Raw genomic sequence first — 15,546 nt, 5'->3', positions numbered from 1 at the left:
AAGTAGGCGAAACATGAGAAAGAATGCAATGAGTTATTTAGTCTCTGTACAATCAGTCGCAATCGGTTTGTGGCTTGCTTTCCATCACGGGAAATTAGACTATACAAACGAGGTCAGAGGATTTCAACATTTAGATTTCGTGAATAGCTGGCCGTTTTATTCGCTAGCTATTGTAATCGGATTATTGCTGATTTTTTCTTTAGTCAAAAAGAAATCTCAACTGCAGAAATGGTCACTCGTGTGTATGAATGCAATTTGGTCAGCCTACACAGCGATTCTAATAATTAACGAGCTATCAGGAGTGCCTAACATGAGTTGGGCGCTCTTTTTAGGCTACAATGTGGCTATTTATTTAGCAGCGAGATATGAGGTAGATGCTTAATGGAAAACTGGATTACACCTACATTAATAGCAACGATCGTTACAGGGTTATTTACTTACTTTGGAACAAAACGATCCACAAAATCCGATGTTGACAAAATTTACACGGTTGAAATCAAAGGGATCATTAATGAACTAAAGGAGAGTAATAGAAGCGTGAAAGAAGAAGTTGCGGATTTGAGAGATCAAGTAAAGAAACTTAAGGAGAAGTTGAATGATAAGGATGCGCTAATCGCTGAACTAAGAAAAGAAATTAAGCGGCTTGAAACAGAAAACAAAGAATTGAAAGGGGAAACGGAAAATGGATAATATTTTGATTGCAGCGACAACGATCGCTGTTTTTGTTTTGTCACTTACACAATTGATTAAAACGTACACGGGAGCTGAGAGTAAATGGCTACCGTTGATTAATTTGCTCACTGGGCTAGCCATTGGCATTGCTTGGAGCTTGTCATTTGATCCAGGAAACCTAATCAATTTTATTTGGGGCGGAGCAGTGGCCGGACTTGCTGCAGGAGGTTTTTATGATTTGGGCGCAAATCTCTTAAGAAAGGATGATGAGTGATGGTTAAGATTTTACTGATAGCCGGCCATGGCGCCGGCGATCCTGGTGCGGTTGGATGTGGGTTACAAGAAGCAGTTGAAACTCGTGACGTTGTAAATCGACTAGCACCATTACTGAGAAATAAGGGTGCAGATGTCACAGTGTTAAATCAAAGTATTGATGCTTTTGCCTCGATTCAACGAGGTTCAGTGCCTTTCAGCAACGGCTATGACTATGTATTCGAGGTTCATTTTAATGCTGCAGGTGCAACCGCACAAGGTACAGAAATCTTTGTGACTAACGCGGAGAGTGCAACAGATGTAGAACAGAAAATCATGAGTAAAATAAGCAAGTTTTTTGTCAATCGAGGCGTAAAGCGTACGGATTTTTCAGTAATCTGGACAGCAAAAAGCATGGGAATGAGCAGCGCTTTGCTTGAGGTCTGCTTCATTTCAAGTAAAGAAGATATCGCAGTATATAGTGCTAATCGTCAGGCAATCGCTCAAGCTATCTGTGATGGAATCGCTGAGGGCTTTGGGTTAAGTTCATCATCTACAAATACAAGCAACAATGATACAACAAATAAAATAGAAGTTAAATTGGAGGAATTGAACATGGAATGCATTATTCAAAAAGGAAAGTCTCAGTATTATTTCGACGGAACATCTATCAAAGGGCTTGCGAATCCAGATGAGGCGCGAGCAATCGGCACAGTCTACAAGACTATCAACAATAAGAATATCACTGTAGTAATTGTAACCGATGCACAATTTACTAGCTTGAAGAATTTAACAAAACGGAAAGCATTGTAGTTTTTGACAATTTAGTCAACTCGTATTAACATAAATATAGTTCCTTCTCTATGATTCCTCAAATTATAGTGGGAACTAATGGCCGCTCCTTTTGGGGCGGTTTTTTCATTCTATTAAAGATGGTATTGAGCGGAAGTGTAGTTGGTTATAAAAAAAGAAAAATCCCTACTCTTAATTAGAGCAGGGGCTTTTTTGTTATTTGGGCTAATTTTGGGCAAAATATCTGCAAAATCTTATAAAACAAGGATGTTCTACGTGCCAGGAGGGATTCGAACCCCCGACCGCTCGCTTAGAAGGCGAGTGCTCTATCCAGCTGAGCTACTAGCACAGTGTGGTATGTTACTACTATTATATAATACAAAAATAGACAGATGAAATGATGTACCTGTAAATTAGCAACATCAATATCTTAACAAAAAAGAGAGGCTCTTGCAAGAGAAAATTTCACTTTAAAAATAACTATTTTTTCTCTATTCTTTACGAGTGAAATATCTCAAGCGCTCTCTTAGGAATGTAAAAAAAGAAGAACTATTTTATTCTACTATAGAATTAGAAAAATCTGATACATTGGATAGGAATACAGAATCGAAATACACAACAGTTTTGATTTAACAGCTGTGTATCTCTTCCTTGGCTGTTTCTGACGAATCAATAAAAGATCGTGTGACTTACTTTCCACTGTTCTAACTTGATGTTCAGCCAGAAACTATAAATGCCTAATGTGACTATAGTCAACAACAGCCATTTGATCCAGCTGCCAAACAGACCAACAGCCGTACCGGTAAACTGGCAACGTCGACCTTCAATAACGGTATGCTCAATTTTCCAGCGATACATCATGCAAATGCCCCAAGGTGCACAAATTCCAAAGGTAAATGTAGTAATCAACGTAGCAATAATAGCTGTAATAATATAACTCCCAAGTCCTCCGTCAAAATAGGAACCTTTCATGGTAAACTCCTCCTTATTCATAAAAATAGATACTTATTCTATCATAGAAAGAGCAAATCAGCGAAGAAAGCAATGAATCATTTAGTGAATCGCTTTGACCATACAACAATCATGTGTTTTACTGGAAGTTTTCATTGACTGAGTGAACGGTTTTTGGTATGATGTTAATGTTGTAATTGTGGTCTCCACAGCTACAACCGCTCAGAACAAGTCATGTAAGTACATTTCTGTCACTTGGGATGGCGAGTCTAAGTCTAGAAGAAGGAGGTGCTGTATAGCATGTACGCAATTATTAAAACTGGTGGTAAACAAGTTAAAGTTGAAGTAGGTCAAGCAATTTACGTTGAAAAATTAGACGTAGAAGCTGGCGAAAAAGTTGTTTTTGAAGAGGTGATCCTAGTTGGTGGCGAGTCTACTAAAGTAGGAGCTCCAACTGTTGCAGGTGCAACTGTTGAAGGAACTGTTGAAAAACACGGCAAACAGAAAAAAGTGGTTACTTACAAATACAAACCAAAAAAACATACCCATCGTAAACAAGGTCACCGTCAACCATATACAAAAGTAGTTATCGAAGCAATCAACGCGTAATTACTTGTATTGACAGGAAAGAAGGCCTATCAATGATTAAAAGCTTGTTCAAGCGTAATACATCCGGAAGAATCGTTTCGTTTGAAATGACCGGACATGCAGAGGCCGGTCCTTACGGCAGTGATATAGTTTGTGCAGCAGTGTCTGCATTGGCTGTCAGTGCAGTAAACGGTATCGAAGCTCTTGCAGGTGTTACGCCAATCGTAGATGTGAATGAAGAGGAAGGTGGTTATCTCTATACAGAGATTCCAGCAGAACTCAATCAGGAACAGACGAATATCGTTCAAGTATTGCTTGAAAATCTCTTACTGGGGTTACAGGCAATCGAACAAGAGCATGACGAATACATTGAATTACAAACGATAAATAATAATTAGGAGGTGCAGACCATATGTTATTGACAATGAATTTACAATTATTTGCCCATAAAAAAGGTGGAGGTTCTACTTCCAACGGACGTGATTCAGAATCTAAACGTCTAGGCGCGAAAAGTGCGGATGGCCAAACTGTTACAGGTGGTTCAATTTTATACCGTCAACGCGGAACTAAAATTTATCCAGGTGCTAACGTTGGTATCGGTGGAGATGATACATTGTTTGCAAAAGTTGACGGAGTTGTTCGTTTCGAACGTAAAGGCCGCGACAAAAAACAAGTATCTGTTTATCCAGTAGCTAACTAAGCTTTTATTTAACTGGCTGGAGCCTTTGCCGTACAAGGGTTCCAGCCCTTTTCTTTTTAATAAGTTGGCGATTGAATGCCATTTTGAATGCCATCAGCTTAGAAATTAGCAAATTTAGCTAGTTTTTCGGCGGTGGCATTTTTTTGTTTACTGCTTAAATGAGTGTATATAGAGTTAGTCATTTCCAAGCTGGCATGGCCTAACCTCTCCTGTGTTTCTTTCATGGGTACACCAGCCTCATAAAGCATTGAGGCATGAGTATGCCGCCAGCCATGGGTACCGATGTTTGGCAACCCAACAAACGCCGAAAGTCTGGAAGATCGTTGATACAATGCTTGACGGTGTGCGTAGTTGCCTTGGTAATCTGAAAATATGATGTTCTTGTTTGTAGTATTAGCTTGAAAGAAAAATTCTTTTTGTCGAAGCTGCCAACGTTTCAGCATCCTACAAGTTTTATCATCAATGGAGATTATCCGGTTAGATGATTTTGTTTTAGGTGGCAACACGTCATAACCTTTTCTGGTCTGTGATAGTGTCTTATCGATCGTTAGGGTGCCACTCTCGAAATCAATATCATTCCAAGTTAGAGCCAGCGCCTCACCGCCACGAATACCGCTAAACGCTAATAGCCTGTACATAGTCAAATCCCATTCAGCAAAATACTTATACAGTAAATTCTTATTATTGACCCGGTGAACTTTCTTTTCCAGGTATGAAAGAACTTGCTGCACTTCATCGCTGGTATAGAATTTTATTTCCTTTTCATCCCTTGTACGCTTCGCTTTAGGCCTTGTTACCCGTTCAAAGGGATTCTTTTCCATAATTCCCAACGTGATAGCATAATCAGCGATTTTATAAGCGTATTGAAGCACTACTTTGTATACTTGTAGTTTATCAGCCCAAACATTAACGGCCTTTTGTGCCATCGCCGGTGTGATATGATTAATTTTGCAATCGCCTAGTATTGGCAGTACGTGCAGCTTGATGTAACGTTCTGTGGCGATGCTGGTTGCTTCCTTAACCGTTTGCCGGTAAGATTCATACCATAATTCATAAACCTCTTTAAATGTTTCATTGTGCTTTTTCTCAAGGCCATTTTTCTCAAAATTCACAAGAAGCCTGTTCAATTCGAGCTGGGCTTCTTTTTTTGTGTCGAATCCTCTTCTTGTGGTCTTTATTGGCTTTCCGGTCGCTGGGTTGATACCTAGATAGGTTTGAAATTGCCAGGCCTTTGAGCCGTCCTTTTTTGTGTACTGTTTAACTGTTGCCATTGTTACTACTTCCCTCCGTAGCAAGCTTGCGGCGCTTTGTGTGAAGGGGGATGGGTGGCTAGTTGTTAGCTTTCTTTCTCTGGTTCGTGATTAGAGACATACGTACGATCAACATAAATAGGATTTTCTCCATTTTTAAAGAGCTTATCTAAACCATTACAAACATTTTCTTTTGCTTCGTAAAATTTTAATAAGCGATCTTTCTCTTTTGTTTCAGATAAATTCTCATTATAAGAAAAGTACTTGGTTGCTGTTAGTACACCATCTATTGAGTTTTTTATTACAGTGTTCAAATCAGCTATGCCGTGTTTCGTGTCTGATAAGTATTCATATGCAAAAATGACAGCTTGAACCCACTCTACTAACTCCGGATTTTCTAATATTGTTGAATCTATATCTTTCCCGGTTAGTTTGTCTAAATTTTCCTTAAATATGAACTTGTTTAAATCGTAATCATTTGCAGAATTAAATATGGCATCTGGTGAGTCAATATTCTTTATATCAGAAACGCCCATTATATAGCCAATATCAACACCAAATTTTCTAGCTAATCCTTGCCATATCTCCTGTTTCCGAGGTGCACTGTTTCCATTTTCGTAATTGGATAGCATGCTCTGAGAAATTCCTAACTCTTCAGCTAAATCTTTTACAGTGATGCCATGTTCAATTCTCAACTGCTTAATTCTATTTCCCATATTATCAAACTCTTTCATAGTTATTTTCCATTAATTTATCATATTTTAGGAATAAAGTAAATCTTAAAATCAGAATAACAGAATTTTCTGCTTGACATTCTTATATTCAGATATTAAGATATTCTTGTAATCGGATATTGAGAATGGAGGTGAATTTATGTTTGAGCTTGATTTAGAGATGATCGCAAAGCTAAGGGAGCGAAGAGGTAGAAAAAACATCACTCTTGGCGATGCTGCTGCCGAGATCGGTATTTCATCTAAAACTTTGTCACTGATTGAAAATGAGCAGCGGCGAGTTGTTAAGAAATCAGTTTATAAAAAGCTGGTTGATTGGCTAGTAAATGAAAAGGTGGCCACTTAGTAAGTATTTTTTCAAGAAAGGAGAGTAGAGAGATGCAGCAATTAGTATTCAATGAATCGGGTAGGCTCGATGATGTGCCGTTTACGACATCCGAAGTTATCGCCAAGTATGCAGAAGTGGAACACAGGGCAGTAAGGCAGCTAATACGGAAACATGAAAATGATTTGGAGGAGTTCGGAAAAACGACATTTGAAATGTCGAAAATAACCGAGGGTAGGGGTAGAAAATCAAAAATCTATCATCTCAACGAGCAGCAAGCCACCTTGCTTATTACTTATCTGGATAATACGGAACCAGTAAGACAGTTCAAAAAAGCCCTTGTAAAACAATTCTTTGAGATGCAGCAAGAATTATATGCCAGACGTTTAGAACGAGGCAGCGGTAAAGCTGTTCACAAGGAAATGACGGATGCTATCAAGGAAAAAGAATTTTCACCACATTACTACAAGCATTTTACTGATCTGGCCTATAAAACGGCGGTAGGCTTCACAGCGAAGCAACTGAGAGAGGCACGAGGTGTAAACAATAAATCATCCCCATTGGACTATCTTACTGCTGAGGAGCTTGCAGCGGTCAATAAAAGGGAGATGGATATTTCAGTTCTTATCATGCTTGATCTGGACTATCCAACTATCAAAGCCACGTTAAATAATCAAGGGGTTATTTATCAGACTACCTTAAAAATTCCCATTGGAAAGGCGGTGGTGAGTGGTGAAACTAACAATAGATGATTTAGAGCTAGATGATTCAGTATTCAATGAGATCAACAGCCGGATAGAAAAAGGTGTGTCTTATGCTTTTGAAGCTCATGAGAAACGGAAAAATTCGGCTAGATATATGACAAAAAAAGAAGCGGCAGCCTATTGCGGTGTTTCATTCAATACGCTTCAACGGTTCATCTCTTTAGGTTTAAAAGTCATTATGATTGATGGTATGACGAGAATTGATAAAAACGATTGTGATGAATTTATGCAGAAAAATAAAAAATAATGCAGCTTGCGGCGCTGTGGTGATATGAGTTACTAAGGTTTAAAAAATTAGGGGGAATCTATTATGAATCAGAATATCATTGAAAATAAGATTGAGGAAACACAAATAAGGCATCAAGTGTTATGTGGAGCTTATGCCAGCATTTTAGAGAATTTGGGAGATGTAACCAGTTCAGTAAAAGATAATCACACAGGGGTTACTTTGCATCTTCCTGTAGAAAAATTGGATTACTTAATAAGTGAATTGGAGAAAATGAGGACTGAGATGCAATGGATTGATGAACAGGCAAAAATGATGCACGTTGTACAGTTTGGGAAACAACAGAAGGAGACAGAAAAATGAGTAAGCCATTAAATAGTTATGCGGTTAGCCAAGAGCTGGACCAGGTGAAACACTTGCTTTTCTTTATGGGTGAGACGTTCACGAGTATACAAAACACAGCACTACGATACCGAAAACAGGATCCGGATGCTGACAAATTACTTGCTGCTTCCATAGATAGAAGCATTGACCAGCTTATCACGTTACAGGCGACTTTGTTTAATAAGGTGATGGATTTGGAACAGAACTTTGTTGATTAGTAGGTGAAGGCTTTTGAATGAGTATGAGGGTATAAAAAAAGAGTGCTTCTCCCCGTCAATTTGGAAAAGCACAGCACCATTTTTTGTGGTCGTATTCAGTTGTACCCTCATTTTAGCACAAAAAATGAAAATATGAAATGAGGAAAAAGTAATGAATATTTATAACGATCCTGAAATATTGATAAAACTTGAGTCTTTTACATTGGAGGAAATCAACGAAGGAATTGAGACACTAGAAAATTCTATTGGTCGTACTCGTTTTGGGAATAAATACAACGAGCAGCTAACAATCTTATACACGCTGAGAGGACATGGAGAAAGAAAGTTACTTAATCACGAAATCAATGAAATAAAAAGACAGATTTTGGACAATCTTGCTCTTAAATTCAGCATAAGGGAAGCCAGAGTAAAGACATTTCAACTTTGGATTAAATACCACGATCAAAGAAAAGGTAATGATTTTGTTCGAGATAAATTGAGATTGGAACTTGATAGATTATAAAACTAAACATCTAAGAAATCTGAATAAAAAAAATGACGAAATGAGGAAACGGAAATGGTAAAACATGGCGATAAATTACAATCAAAAGCCAGTACAGCAGTTGAAACGGAAAAAATAAAGAAGGTTGCTTATGAATTAGCAGACCAGGCCAGCCGACTGGATTTTATTAAGAACTACCTGGACCTTCTTTCCGCAAGGGATAGCAGCAAAATGGATCATGATAGCTTGATTAGTTTGCACATCTCTTTATTTAGTGAAGGAGCCATGCAGAATATGGCGGAAATGCTAGATAAAATTTCTAGGTCAATGGATGCAAGTGCCAGTTTTTTACTAGATGTGATTGAGGACTAAAAACCAGCCTTGAAGGGAGGTGAGACATTTGGAACAATTTAATACTGGAGCAGCTAACCAGCCTCAAAACAGCTTGTTAAGCCTATGGGATAGGTTGCCAGTTTCACAACCGCATCTAGTAACCGGGCTTTTAAAAAAGTTCAATATTATGGCCTTGTGTGGTCCTAGTAAGTCGTGCAAAACATCTGCAGCGATCCAACTGAGTGCAGCAGTGGCAGAAGGCAATAAGTGGCTAGGCTGGCAATGCCAACATGGAAAAGTATTATATATCAATCTGGATAATGACGAGATAAGCACCATGAGCCATTTTAAGAAGGTTTACAGCGGTCTAAATATGGCGGCGGACCATTTGGCCAACATCACCATACACACGCTTAAAGGGGAAAAATTCCTCTCTTTTGGGTCTTTTGTGGATAGTATTATAGAGTTTGTGGCTAATGAGCAGTACACGCTTGTTGTCATCGATCCAATAGATTACTTGATAGATTTAGATAAAGGAGATCCATATCAGCTTATCACTTTTGACCAGGAATTGAATAGGCTTGTGAAGACGTTTGGCTGCAGTCTTGTATATACTCATTCCGTTCAAAGAGAAGTCAAAGGAAACAAGGAAATGAAGAAAATTATTTCCACTTCCAGCCTGTTGAGGTTATGCGATGCCTATATAGAATTGGTAGAACTGGAGCCGACTTCTAGCCTTTCGTGGTCAGTAAGAAACAGCGAGCTAGTGCAGCTATATGGCAGTGAGTTGTTGCATTTCTATCCGGCTTATTATGATGAAAATATATCTGAGGCTTTGCCTGAGCTGTTTAACTGGCATTACTCAGACTTTGAGCCTCACATTGATAGGATTTTTACAGAAGAACAAAAAGAGGCGTTAAAAGAGAAAGCTGATCATCTTGCCGAACGTTTAGATCATCGGACAGCCTGGCGAACCATCATAATTACAAAAGACTTTCCACCCATCAAAGATCGTGAATACTGGTTTGATTATCCAATACACAAAAGTGATGATAGTAACTTGCTTTCAGACTTAGAGCCAGGGCATAGCTTGCCATTATGGAAGACTGGGGAGCGAAGCCGGAAGCCTAAAGAAAGTAAGGTCAACGAACGAGCCGAGAAGCTTAAAGCGGCCGTTGAACAATTTAATGATGCCAACCAGGCACCGCCATCAATTAACGATATTGCAGCTATTTTGGATAAGTCGCCACGAACTATAAGAAACTGGGTAAATGAGTTTGAAAATGACTATATCATAAAAGGCGGAATAGTTTTTCTAAGAGTAAAAATGTTAGAAGAATGAAAAGTGAAAAAAACAAGGAAATTTCACTTAATTTCACAATGAAGAAATGAAAGAGTAGAAGCTTTAAATAACATTTTCACTCACCTTTTTCAGCTTGTGAATTGCAAAGTGAAGAAAACAAGGAAATTTTCACTTTTTCACTCTGTAAATAGCCGTATATCAATATTTATCTAATTTGTGAAATATATGATTTTCACTGTGCAATCTGATATATATATACAAAATATATATATTGGTGAATCGTTACAGGGACAGGGAATAAAAGAGTTGTGTAAGGCTGGCTTGGAAGGTAGCCAAGCCTATACACTACCTCTTGATTCATTCCCTAAACGTGTGAAAGAAAAAATACGTGAAGGAAGGAGGGTGGAAAGTGGCAAGGAAAAAAAGAAGAAAAAAGTTTCGTGTAGTACGTGATCAAAATTTTTTAGAATTTAAAACGATGCCACCAAAAGCAAACCGGGCTGAGGTCATCGCTTGGATGAAGGAATCGCCTATTATAAATTATGTGGTAAGCTTAGTAACGTCCAGCTATGTGATTATAAGCTATAAGGAAGAGGAGACGGATAGATATATTTATGTTGGTTGGAATTATGGAAAGGCTGAAAAAGTATGGTTTCCTGGAGGGGCTAAAACTGGCTGGGGTGAGCAATTAGAACAGGTTTTTGAAAAAGACGGAATAGACTTGATGCCGCCGCTTTATCATACTTTGCCAGGTAAAGAGTTCAGTTTACAGGATAGTGAGATAGCCCAGTGGTTAAAAGGGAAAACACATATCTATGAATTGGTGTACCTGGCAGCGTGCTATAACAAAGTAATTACCTTCAATACTGAAACGGGGTGCTTTGAAGGTGCTTGCTGGCACATGATGGATTAGCTTGCTGGTGGTTATCCAATCGAGAGAGGAGGGCGATGCCTTATGAAGCGTATGCACCCAACAAGCTATCTAAAGGTTCGGGATCTTATGCACGAATACCCATTCTTTGATAAGCAGCTGGCCACACTGGGAAACGATCCAGACAGTGAGGGAGTGGCTAAAGAGATTCGCCGGAAACAAAAAGCCATTCGTGATTGCTTGGCCAATACAGGGGATGAAAGTTTTAACTGTTACATCACATTGCACTACTTCAAAGGGTATTCCGTTCAGAAGGCTTTATTAGAAGCTTGCTACTCGTGTTCTACAATCAAACGGAAACAGAAGCGCCTGTTTAAGCAGATCGCAGACGAGTTGGCCATTTACTGGGAAGAATAAGAGCGATCCAGGTATGAAACAGTGCCATATTGAGAGGACTAGCTAAGAGGATGGAGAACATCCCGGCCGGTCCTCTTTTTGTATGCAGTAGGGGGCCATCTCCCTACGGTGTTCTTTTTTGTGCTTCACGCCGTCACTGTACATTTTTTCTCATGCGGCGATGAACTGGGGGGCCTGTTAACGTTTGTTAACCTTTTTCTATTATAGGGTCATTGTTGAGAAATGTTGAGATTTGAAACGTATAAGGGACCAGCAACACTTGACTAAACTTGACCACATGACCACATTGTTAAGAATTGTTAAGGTTGAAATGTATAAGATGCTTAGAAATGCTAAGGTTTGAATGTATAAAGGGAGGGACAAACTACTAAAAAATACTAATTTGTTCCCTATTATAAACAGTAATCAGGCTATTTCTATGATTGTTTCGGCCATATTTTGGCCGCTGAGAGGCTTCTTTCATCCTTTGTGGTAAAATATGCTGGAGAGCTGTAGCACGTCCGTAGAAGGCTAACAAATGCTAACATTTATACTCTTTAGGACCTGAGTAAACCTGAACACTTTTATATTATGGAACCTCATAAAACCTCACTTTTAAAATGCGTAGGACTTCGTAAAACTTAGTTTTCAAATACATTTATAGGAAATAGTTAAAACTTAGCAAAACCCAACATTCACATATGTATAGAAACCTGACAAAACCTGACTTTTTATTTTATAAAGGGGGCTACATTTCAAAACAAACACAGATAGAAAGCATTTCATGCCATACGGTGGGGGCAAGGCAATGGGGATTTATAGAGCGCTCCGGTTCAATCGGAATGTTATTAGTGTGGGTAACAAACTATGGATAGGGGAGATTATGGGGAGGTCCTCCGGCCAGGATCCGGAATAATAAAAAAGAACCGTCAAACGATTCTTAAAGTAGCGCCGCAGCTTATGAGAAATTTTATTGAATGCCATTTTGAATGCCAAAAGTAAAATACTTGTTGATATTCTATGACAGGCGATTAGTAAATTTTATTCTTTAATTCATTAATAATGAAACAAGTAAAACGCTGTAAAATCAGCCCTCCACTATATCCAGTAGCTAACTAATCTTTAAGAATATAGCTAGAGTCCTTAATTGATAAGGATTCTAGCTTTTTTATTTTGGCCAATTTGCTCTTATGTATATAGTAATCGTTTTAGATGTCTATCTATATTCAACGAAGTAATCGTAAAAAACGGAAGAATTGCTTGCGTTCTTCGGCTTATTTTATATCTGATTGAAAAAACAGATAACTATTTAGTAGTGGAAAAGAGAGAGGTAACTGAAAGTATAGCAAAGAGCATAAAATTCAGACGATGACGGCTAGCTAAGAGGGGAGATAGGAAGTGTAAAAATTGAGAATAAGATGAATTTTGTATTGTCTTTCAGTATCTCGTTTTTATCGATAGAATCTTGATATATTCATTGTATTTTTGTTTATAGTGATATTTTTCTTTTTTGTTACTCTTTATTATTTGATGATAAAAAACAAATGTAATTTTTATTGTCAAAAACGTCTGTATATCTGGTATTATTTAAATATATGGCGTTTTTTTATTTTGGATAATTCTTTGTTGGAATGTATCAAGTGGAGTATTTGATAGAGACAAGCCAAAGCAAAGAAAGAAATGGGGAGAAACAGATGAACAAAGGAATGAATAGGGGAAAGTTAGGAGTAATGAGCGTTGCGCTAGCACTGACAGTATTTTCTTTTTCAACAGAATATTCTGCACAAGCGGCTGAGTTATCGATCTACAACCTCAATCAGTCGTTAAGAGATGATGTGACTTCTACTGTACATTTGAACTATCGAACAGCAGAGACAGCATCCAGTCGTGATAGTCAACCAGAAACAACTATTTACTATTATTTAACTGATGAGGATTTCAATGTTGAAGCGAATCAAAGTGTGTCAGCAGCCGCAACGAAAAGTAGTAAAATCTCTTATCACAAAGCAGATATTGATGGGTTAAAGCAAGGGACGACCTACAATTATCGAATCGTAGATGAAGTTTCAGGAGCCATTTCTAAAGAATACTCCTTCACAACAAAAGCTGCGGTAAATAGCTTTTCATTTATCGCTACCTCAGATGCGAACTATCGAACAACTTCGTCCTACCAAAATTATTATGGAAATACCTTGCATACAGCAGTTGAGAAGTATCCGGAAGCAGCATTTATTATGCATACAGGGCAAGCAAATAGCTCGTTATCTTCAGAAGCTTATTGGAATGGCTATTTCCAACAGGGTGAAAGTATCTATGAGAACTATCCGTTAGTTGCAACGACTCTTTCGTCGGGTTCAAGTAATAAAGCATTTTTGTTGAATCATAATTTAGTAGCTTCTGGTAATGATTTAGCAAATAATTCATTTGTTTATGGTGATGCCCTGTTCCTACAGTTGAATACTAAGCTAACATCTACGGCGAATATTACTAGTCATATCAGCTGGCTGAATCAAGAAATTGCAGCCAAAGGACAAGGTAAATGGAAAATTGTCTCGATCGGTAATAGCTTCTATGGCAATTCATCCAACACGTCAACGATCAAAAAGAAATTGGAAGATGCGTTCGATAAATTAGGAATCCACTTGGTTATCCAAGGGAATGAAGCGGCCTATCAGCGCTCTTATCCAGTAAAAAATGGTCTTGTCCTTTCAGATTACCCAAGTGATCAAACAATTGCCGCACAAGATGGAACTGTCTATGTTTCACCAGGGGCATCGGGAATCGAACAAAAAAATGGGAATAGCAGTAAACGAGAATGGATCAATAAGTCAAGTGATTTCAGCAGTAGTACAGAGAAGAAATCATCTGAGAAGAAAATGTATACCAACATTCAAGTCACTGCTGAGAAGATCGAAGTTGCTGCGTATACTGTTGATGGACAGCAAATTGACAAATTTGAAATCAATCATGCAGCTACACCAGCACGTGAAGCCAAAGAGTTAACGACCTACGCACTGAATAATGCGTTTGGCAAAGATGCCAAAACGACACGCTCAATCAGCTGGCAAACAGAGACCGCAACGGCATTCAGTCAACCGTTTGTTGAGGTCGTTCCAGTTGGTACGGAATTTACAGCAGAAAATTGGCAAGTATTTTCAGGTACATCTGAAAAGAACAAGCAAATCTTCACAAAGAAAGCGACGAACAAGGTGCAGCTTGAAGGCTTATCACCGGGAACTACGTATCAATATAGAGTTGGGAATATAGTCAAAAATGCAAAAACAGGTTCGGAAACGACCTATTATAGCCCGATTTACAGCTTTACGACAGATACAGAGGAAGCAGAACCATTCACATTTTTACATTTAGCTGATTCTCAAAGTGACCTATCTGGCTATGGACCATATTTTGGAAATACCCTAAGTCAGGCGCTGAACCGTTTCCCGGAAACACCGCTGGTTATTCATACTGGTGATATGGTTGAGTCACCAAATGAATCTCATTTTACGAGCTTCTTTAATGCAATGGGAACAAAAATGTCAGATACTGCTTTTCTACCAGTATTGGGGAATCACGAGTATAAAACGAGTGAGTCGTTCTATCAATCAGTTTTCAATGTCGATTCGATAAATGGCTTCCCACTAAACTATTCTTATGTTTACGGAAATGTTCTCTTTTTCAATATCAATTCTAATTACGATTCTACTGCAAATCTTGACAAGCAAATTGCCTGGATGAGAGCAGAGGTAGCGGAAAAGGGCGACGGAAAATTCATTGTTGCTTCCTTCCACAAGAGTCCGTATGGTGGCAAATGGACGAGTTCTTCAAGTTCTGTTTTAGGGTCAAAGAATATCAAAGCAAAACTTGTTCCGGTTATGGAAGAACTGGGTGTGAATTTGGTGTTGTCTGGTCATGATCATAATTATATCCGTAGCTATCCTATCAAAAATGGCCAGCCGGTAACAGATATGTCTGACCCTTCAACGATTTCAACCAGCGAAAATGGAACAATTTATATGGTTTCCAGAAATAGCGGACAAAAAACGTATAAGCTTGAAGATGCAAAAGCGTGGACAGCTGTTCGCTGGGCACCAGCAGGTGATATCACAGGGAAGGATAACCTTCCGGAGAATACTGTTTTTTCTGCAGTTAGTGTGGAGGATCAGACGTTAAAAGTGACCGTTTATACCGCAGCGTATAAAGTGATCGACAGTTACACGATCACTAAGTAATAATGGAGATCCCTTTGTTTCTCAGGTAGTGAGAGACAGAGGGGTTTTTCTAGTTGGGCGTATTTTGGATAGTTATG

Annotated in this window: 21 protein-coding genes, 1 tRNA gene and 1 other annotated feature; of the genes, 18 read left to right on the top strand and 4 right to left on the bottom strand. The window is 38.6% G+C overall.

Going from position 1 to position 15,546, the window contains the following annotated elements:
- The first annotated feature begins 13 nt into the window (after positions 1-13).
- Genes A5888_RS08060 through A5888_RS08045 form a run of 4 tightly spaced genes read left to right on the top strand, consistent with a single transcriptional unit; the run spans position 14 to position 1,737 of the window.
- Positions 14-382: a hypothetical protein gene (locus A5888_RS08060; RefSeq protein ID WP_086350193.1), complete on the top strand. Its 369-nt coding sequence runs from the start codon at positions 14-16 to the stop codon at positions 380-382.
- A complete protein-coding gene (locus A5888_RS08055; protein ID WP_086350194.1) occupies positions 382-690 on the top strand; it encodes a hypothetical protein in 309 nt (102 codons plus the stop codon). Before A5888_RS08060 ends, A5888_RS08055 begins: the two co-directional genes overlap by 1 nt.
- Positions 683-946, top strand: a complete 264-nt coding sequence (locus A5888_RS08050) for a holin (RefSeq protein WP_086350195.1) — start codon at positions 683-685, stop codon at positions 944-946. The genes A5888_RS08055 and A5888_RS08050 overlap by 8 nt, the downstream gene beginning before the upstream one ends.
- Positions 946-1,737 carry an N-acetylmuramoyl-L-alanine amidase gene (locus A5888_RS08045; RefSeq protein WP_086350196.1) on the top strand — a complete coding sequence of 264 codons (792 nt, stop codon included), beginning with the start codon at positions 946-948 and terminating at the stop codon, positions 1,735-1,737. Before A5888_RS08050 ends, A5888_RS08045 begins: the two co-directional genes overlap by 1 nt.
- Positions 1,738-1,991: 254 nt before the next feature.
- Here A5888_RS08045 and A5888_RS08040 read toward each other — a convergent pair.
- Together A5888_RS08040 and A5888_RS08035 are read right to left on the bottom strand one after the other, a co-directional pair.
- Positions 1,992-2,065 (bottom strand) — tRNA-Arg (locus A5888_RS08040).
- A 320-nt stretch (positions 2,066-2,385) separates the two neighbouring features.
- Entirely contained in the window at positions 2,386-2,688 is a 303-nt protein-coding gene (locus A5888_RS08035; RefSeq protein WP_086350197.1) for a DUF898 family protein, read from the bottom strand.
- 185 nt (positions 2,689-2,873) lie between these two features.
- Positions 2,874-2,948: a sequence feature (ribosomal protein L21 leader region), on the top strand.
- Positions 2,949-2,967: 19 nt separating this feature from the next.
- Between A5888_RS08035 and rplU the strand changes: the two genes are divergently transcribed.
- From rplU to rpmA, 3 genes are read left to right on the top strand one after another with little or no spacing between them, the layout of a single operon-like run.
- Positions 2,968-3,276 carry a 50S ribosomal protein L21 gene (rplU, locus tag A5888_RS08030; protein ID WP_086350198.1) on the top strand — a complete coding sequence of 103 codons (309 nt, stop codon included), beginning with the start codon at positions 2,968-2,970 and terminating at the stop codon, positions 3,274-3,276.
- Positions 3,277-3,308: 32 nt separating this feature from the next.
- A complete protein-coding gene (locus tag A5888_RS08025; RefSeq protein WP_086350199.1) occupies positions 3,309-3,653 on the top strand; it encodes a ribosomal-processing cysteine protease Prp in 345 nt (114 codons plus the stop codon).
- 14 nt (positions 3,654-3,667) lie between these two features.
- Positions 3,668-3,955 carry a 50S ribosomal protein L27 gene (gene rpmA, locus A5888_RS08020; protein WP_086350200.1) on the top strand — a complete coding sequence of 96 codons (288 nt, stop codon included), beginning with the start codon at positions 3,668-3,670 and terminating at the stop codon, positions 3,953-3,955.
- Positions 3,956-4,053: 98 nt separating this feature from the next.
- Here rpmA and A5888_RS08015 read toward each other — a convergent pair whose 3' ends face one another.
- Both A5888_RS08015 and A5888_RS08010 read right to left on the bottom strand, forming a co-directional pair.
- Positions 4,054-5,226, bottom strand: a complete 1,173-nt coding sequence (locus tag A5888_RS08015; protein WP_086350201.1) for a site-specific integrase — start codon at positions 5,224-5,226, stop codon at positions 4,054-4,056.
- A 65-nt stretch (positions 5,227-5,291) separates the two neighbouring features.
- On the bottom strand, positions 5,292-5,939 hold the full coding sequence (locus tag A5888_RS08010) for a helix-turn-helix domain-containing protein (protein WP_086350202.1): 648 nt from the start codon (positions 5,937-5,939) through the stop codon (positions 5,292-5,294).
- A gap of 139 nt (positions 5,940-6,078) precedes the next feature.
- On the opposite strand from A5888_RS08010, the gene A5888_RS08005 reads away from it, so the two are divergent.
- The 11 genes from A5888_RS08005 to A5888_RS07955 all read left to right on the top strand — a co-directional run bounded on the left by A5888_RS08005 (position 6,079) and on the right by A5888_RS07955 (position 15,469).
- Positions 6,079-6,282: a helix-turn-helix domain-containing protein gene (locus A5888_RS08005; RefSeq protein WP_086351159.1), complete on the top strand. Its 204-nt coding sequence runs from the start codon at positions 6,079-6,081 to the stop codon at positions 6,280-6,282.
- A gap of 32 nt (positions 6,283-6,314) precedes the next feature.
- Entirely contained in the window at positions 6,315-7,013 is a 699-nt protein-coding gene (locus tag A5888_RS08000; RefSeq protein WP_086351158.1) for a Rha family transcriptional regulator, read from the top strand.
- A complete protein-coding gene (locus tag A5888_RS07995; protein ID WP_086351160.1) occupies positions 6,994-7,272 on the top strand; it encodes a helix-turn-helix domain-containing protein in 279 nt (92 codons plus the stop codon). Before A5888_RS08000 ends, A5888_RS07995 begins: the two co-directional genes overlap by 20 nt.
- 63 nt (positions 7,273-7,335) lie before the next feature.
- Positions 7,336-7,614 carry a hypothetical protein gene (locus A5888_RS07990; protein WP_086351157.1) on the top strand — a complete coding sequence of 93 codons (279 nt, stop codon included), beginning with the start codon at positions 7,336-7,338 and terminating at the stop codon, positions 7,612-7,614.
- Complete coding sequence (locus A5888_RS07985) at positions 7,611-7,853, top strand: hypothetical protein (protein ID WP_086351156.1); 243 nt, start codon at positions 7,611-7,613, stop codon at positions 7,851-7,853. The genes A5888_RS07990 and A5888_RS07985 overlap by 4 nt, the downstream gene beginning before the upstream one ends.
- A 151-nt stretch (positions 7,854-8,004) precedes the next feature.
- Positions 8,005-8,355: a hypothetical protein gene (locus tag A5888_RS07980; RefSeq protein WP_086351155.1), complete on the top strand. Its 351-nt coding sequence runs from the start codon at positions 8,005-8,007 to the stop codon at positions 8,353-8,355.
- Between the two features lie 54 nt (positions 8,356-8,409).
- Positions 8,410-8,706 carry a hypothetical protein gene (locus A5888_RS07975; RefSeq protein WP_086351154.1) on the top strand — a complete coding sequence of 99 codons (297 nt, stop codon included), beginning with the start codon at positions 8,410-8,412 and terminating at the stop codon, positions 8,704-8,706.
- Between the two features lie 28 nt (positions 8,707-8,734).
- Positions 8,735-10,009 (top strand): AAA family ATPase, encoded by a 1,275-nt coding sequence (locus A5888_RS07970; protein WP_086351153.1) that lies wholly within the window; start codon positions 8,735-8,737, stop codon positions 10,007-10,009.
- A 370-nt stretch (positions 10,010-10,379) separates the two neighbouring features.
- Complete coding sequence (locus A5888_RS07965) at positions 10,380-10,883, top strand: hypothetical protein (RefSeq protein WP_086351186.1); 504 nt, start codon at positions 10,380-10,382, stop codon at positions 10,881-10,883.
- Positions 10,884-10,925: 42 nt separating this feature from the next.
- Positions 10,926-11,258, top strand: coding sequence for a hypothetical protein (locus A5888_RS07960; protein WP_086351185.1), 333 nt, complete (start codon positions 10,926-10,928; stop codon positions 11,256-11,258).
- 1,673 nt (positions 11,259-12,931) lie between these two features.
- The gene (locus tag A5888_RS07955; RefSeq protein ID WP_170924866.1) at positions 12,932-15,469 is read left to right on the top strand and encodes a fibronectin type III domain-containing protein; all 2,538 of its coding nucleotides are present in this window, start codon (positions 12,932-12,934) and stop codon (positions 15,467-15,469) included.
- The last annotated feature ends 77 nt before the right edge of the window (positions 15,470-15,546 follow it).

It is taken from the genome of Enterococcus sp. 9E7_DIV0242 (genome assembly GCF_002140975.2).
Lineage (GTDB): Bacteria > Bacillota > Bacilli > Lactobacillales > Enterococcaceae > Enterococcus_L > Enterococcus_L clewellii.
Note: the sequence above shows the minus strand (reverse complement) of the source record. Positions and strands in the feature narration are given on the sequence as shown.

Coding starts and splice junctions, on each gene's coding strand:
- A5888_RS08045 (WP_086350196.1), top strand. CDS start 946: ATGGTTAAGATTTTACTGATAGCCGGCCATGGCGCCGGCGATCCTGGT.
- A5888_RS08025 (WP_086350199.1), top strand. CDS start 3,309: ATGATTAAAAGCTTGTTCAAGCGTAATACATCCGGAAGAATCGTTTCG.
- A5888_RS08015 (WP_086350201.1), bottom strand. CDS start 5,226: ATGGCAACAGTTAAACAGTACACAAAAAAGGACGGCTCAAAGGCCTGG.
- A5888_RS08010 (WP_086350202.1), bottom strand. CDS start 5,939: ATGAAAGAGTTTGATAATATGGGAAATAGAATTAAGCAGTTGAGAATT.
- A5888_RS07980 (WP_086351155.1), top strand. CDS start 8,005: ATGAATATTTATAACGATCCTGAAATATTGATAAAACTTGAGTCTTTT.
- rpmA (WP_086350200.1), top strand. CDS start 3,668: ATGTTATTGACAATGAATTTACAATTATTTGCCCATAAAAAAGGTGGA.
- A5888_RS07990 (WP_086351157.1), top strand. CDS start 7,336: ATGAATCAGAATATCATTGAAAATAAGATTGAGGAAACACAAATAAGG.
- A5888_RS07955 (WP_170924866.1), top strand. CDS start 12,932: ATGAACAAAGGAATGAATAGGGGAAAGTTAGGAGTAATGAGCGTTGCG.
- A5888_RS07960 (WP_086351185.1), top strand. CDS start 10,926: ATGAAGCGTATGCACCCAACAAGCTATCTAAAGGTTCGGGATCTTATG.
- A5888_RS08005 (WP_086351159.1), top strand. CDS start 6,079: ATGTTTGAGCTTGATTTAGAGATGATCGCAAAGCTAAGGGAGCGAAGA.
- rplU (WP_086350198.1), top strand. CDS start 2,968: ATGTACGCAATTATTAAAACTGGTGGTAAACAAGTTAAAGTTGAAGTA.
- A5888_RS08035 (WP_086350197.1), bottom strand. CDS start 2,688: ATGAAAGGTTCCTATTTTGACGGAGGACTTGGGAGTTATATTATTACA.
- A5888_RS08060 (WP_086350193.1), top strand. CDS start 14: ATGAGAAAGAATGCAATGAGTTATTTAGTCTCTGTACAATCAGTCGCA.
- A5888_RS07975 (WP_086351154.1), top strand. CDS start 8,410: ATGGTAAAACATGGCGATAAATTACAATCAAAAGCCAGTACAGCAGTT.
- A5888_RS08050 (WP_086350195.1), top strand. CDS start 683: ATGGATAATATTTTGATTGCAGCGACAACGATCGCTGTTTTTGTTTTG.
- A5888_RS07985 (WP_086351156.1), top strand. CDS start 7,611: ATGAGTAAGCCATTAAATAGTTATGCGGTTAGCCAAGAGCTGGACCAG.
- A5888_RS08055 (WP_086350194.1), top strand. CDS start 382: ATGGAAAACTGGATTACACCTACATTAATAGCAACGATCGTTACAGGG.
- A5888_RS08000 (WP_086351158.1), top strand. CDS start 6,315: ATGCAGCAATTAGTATTCAATGAATCGGGTAGGCTCGATGATGTGCCG.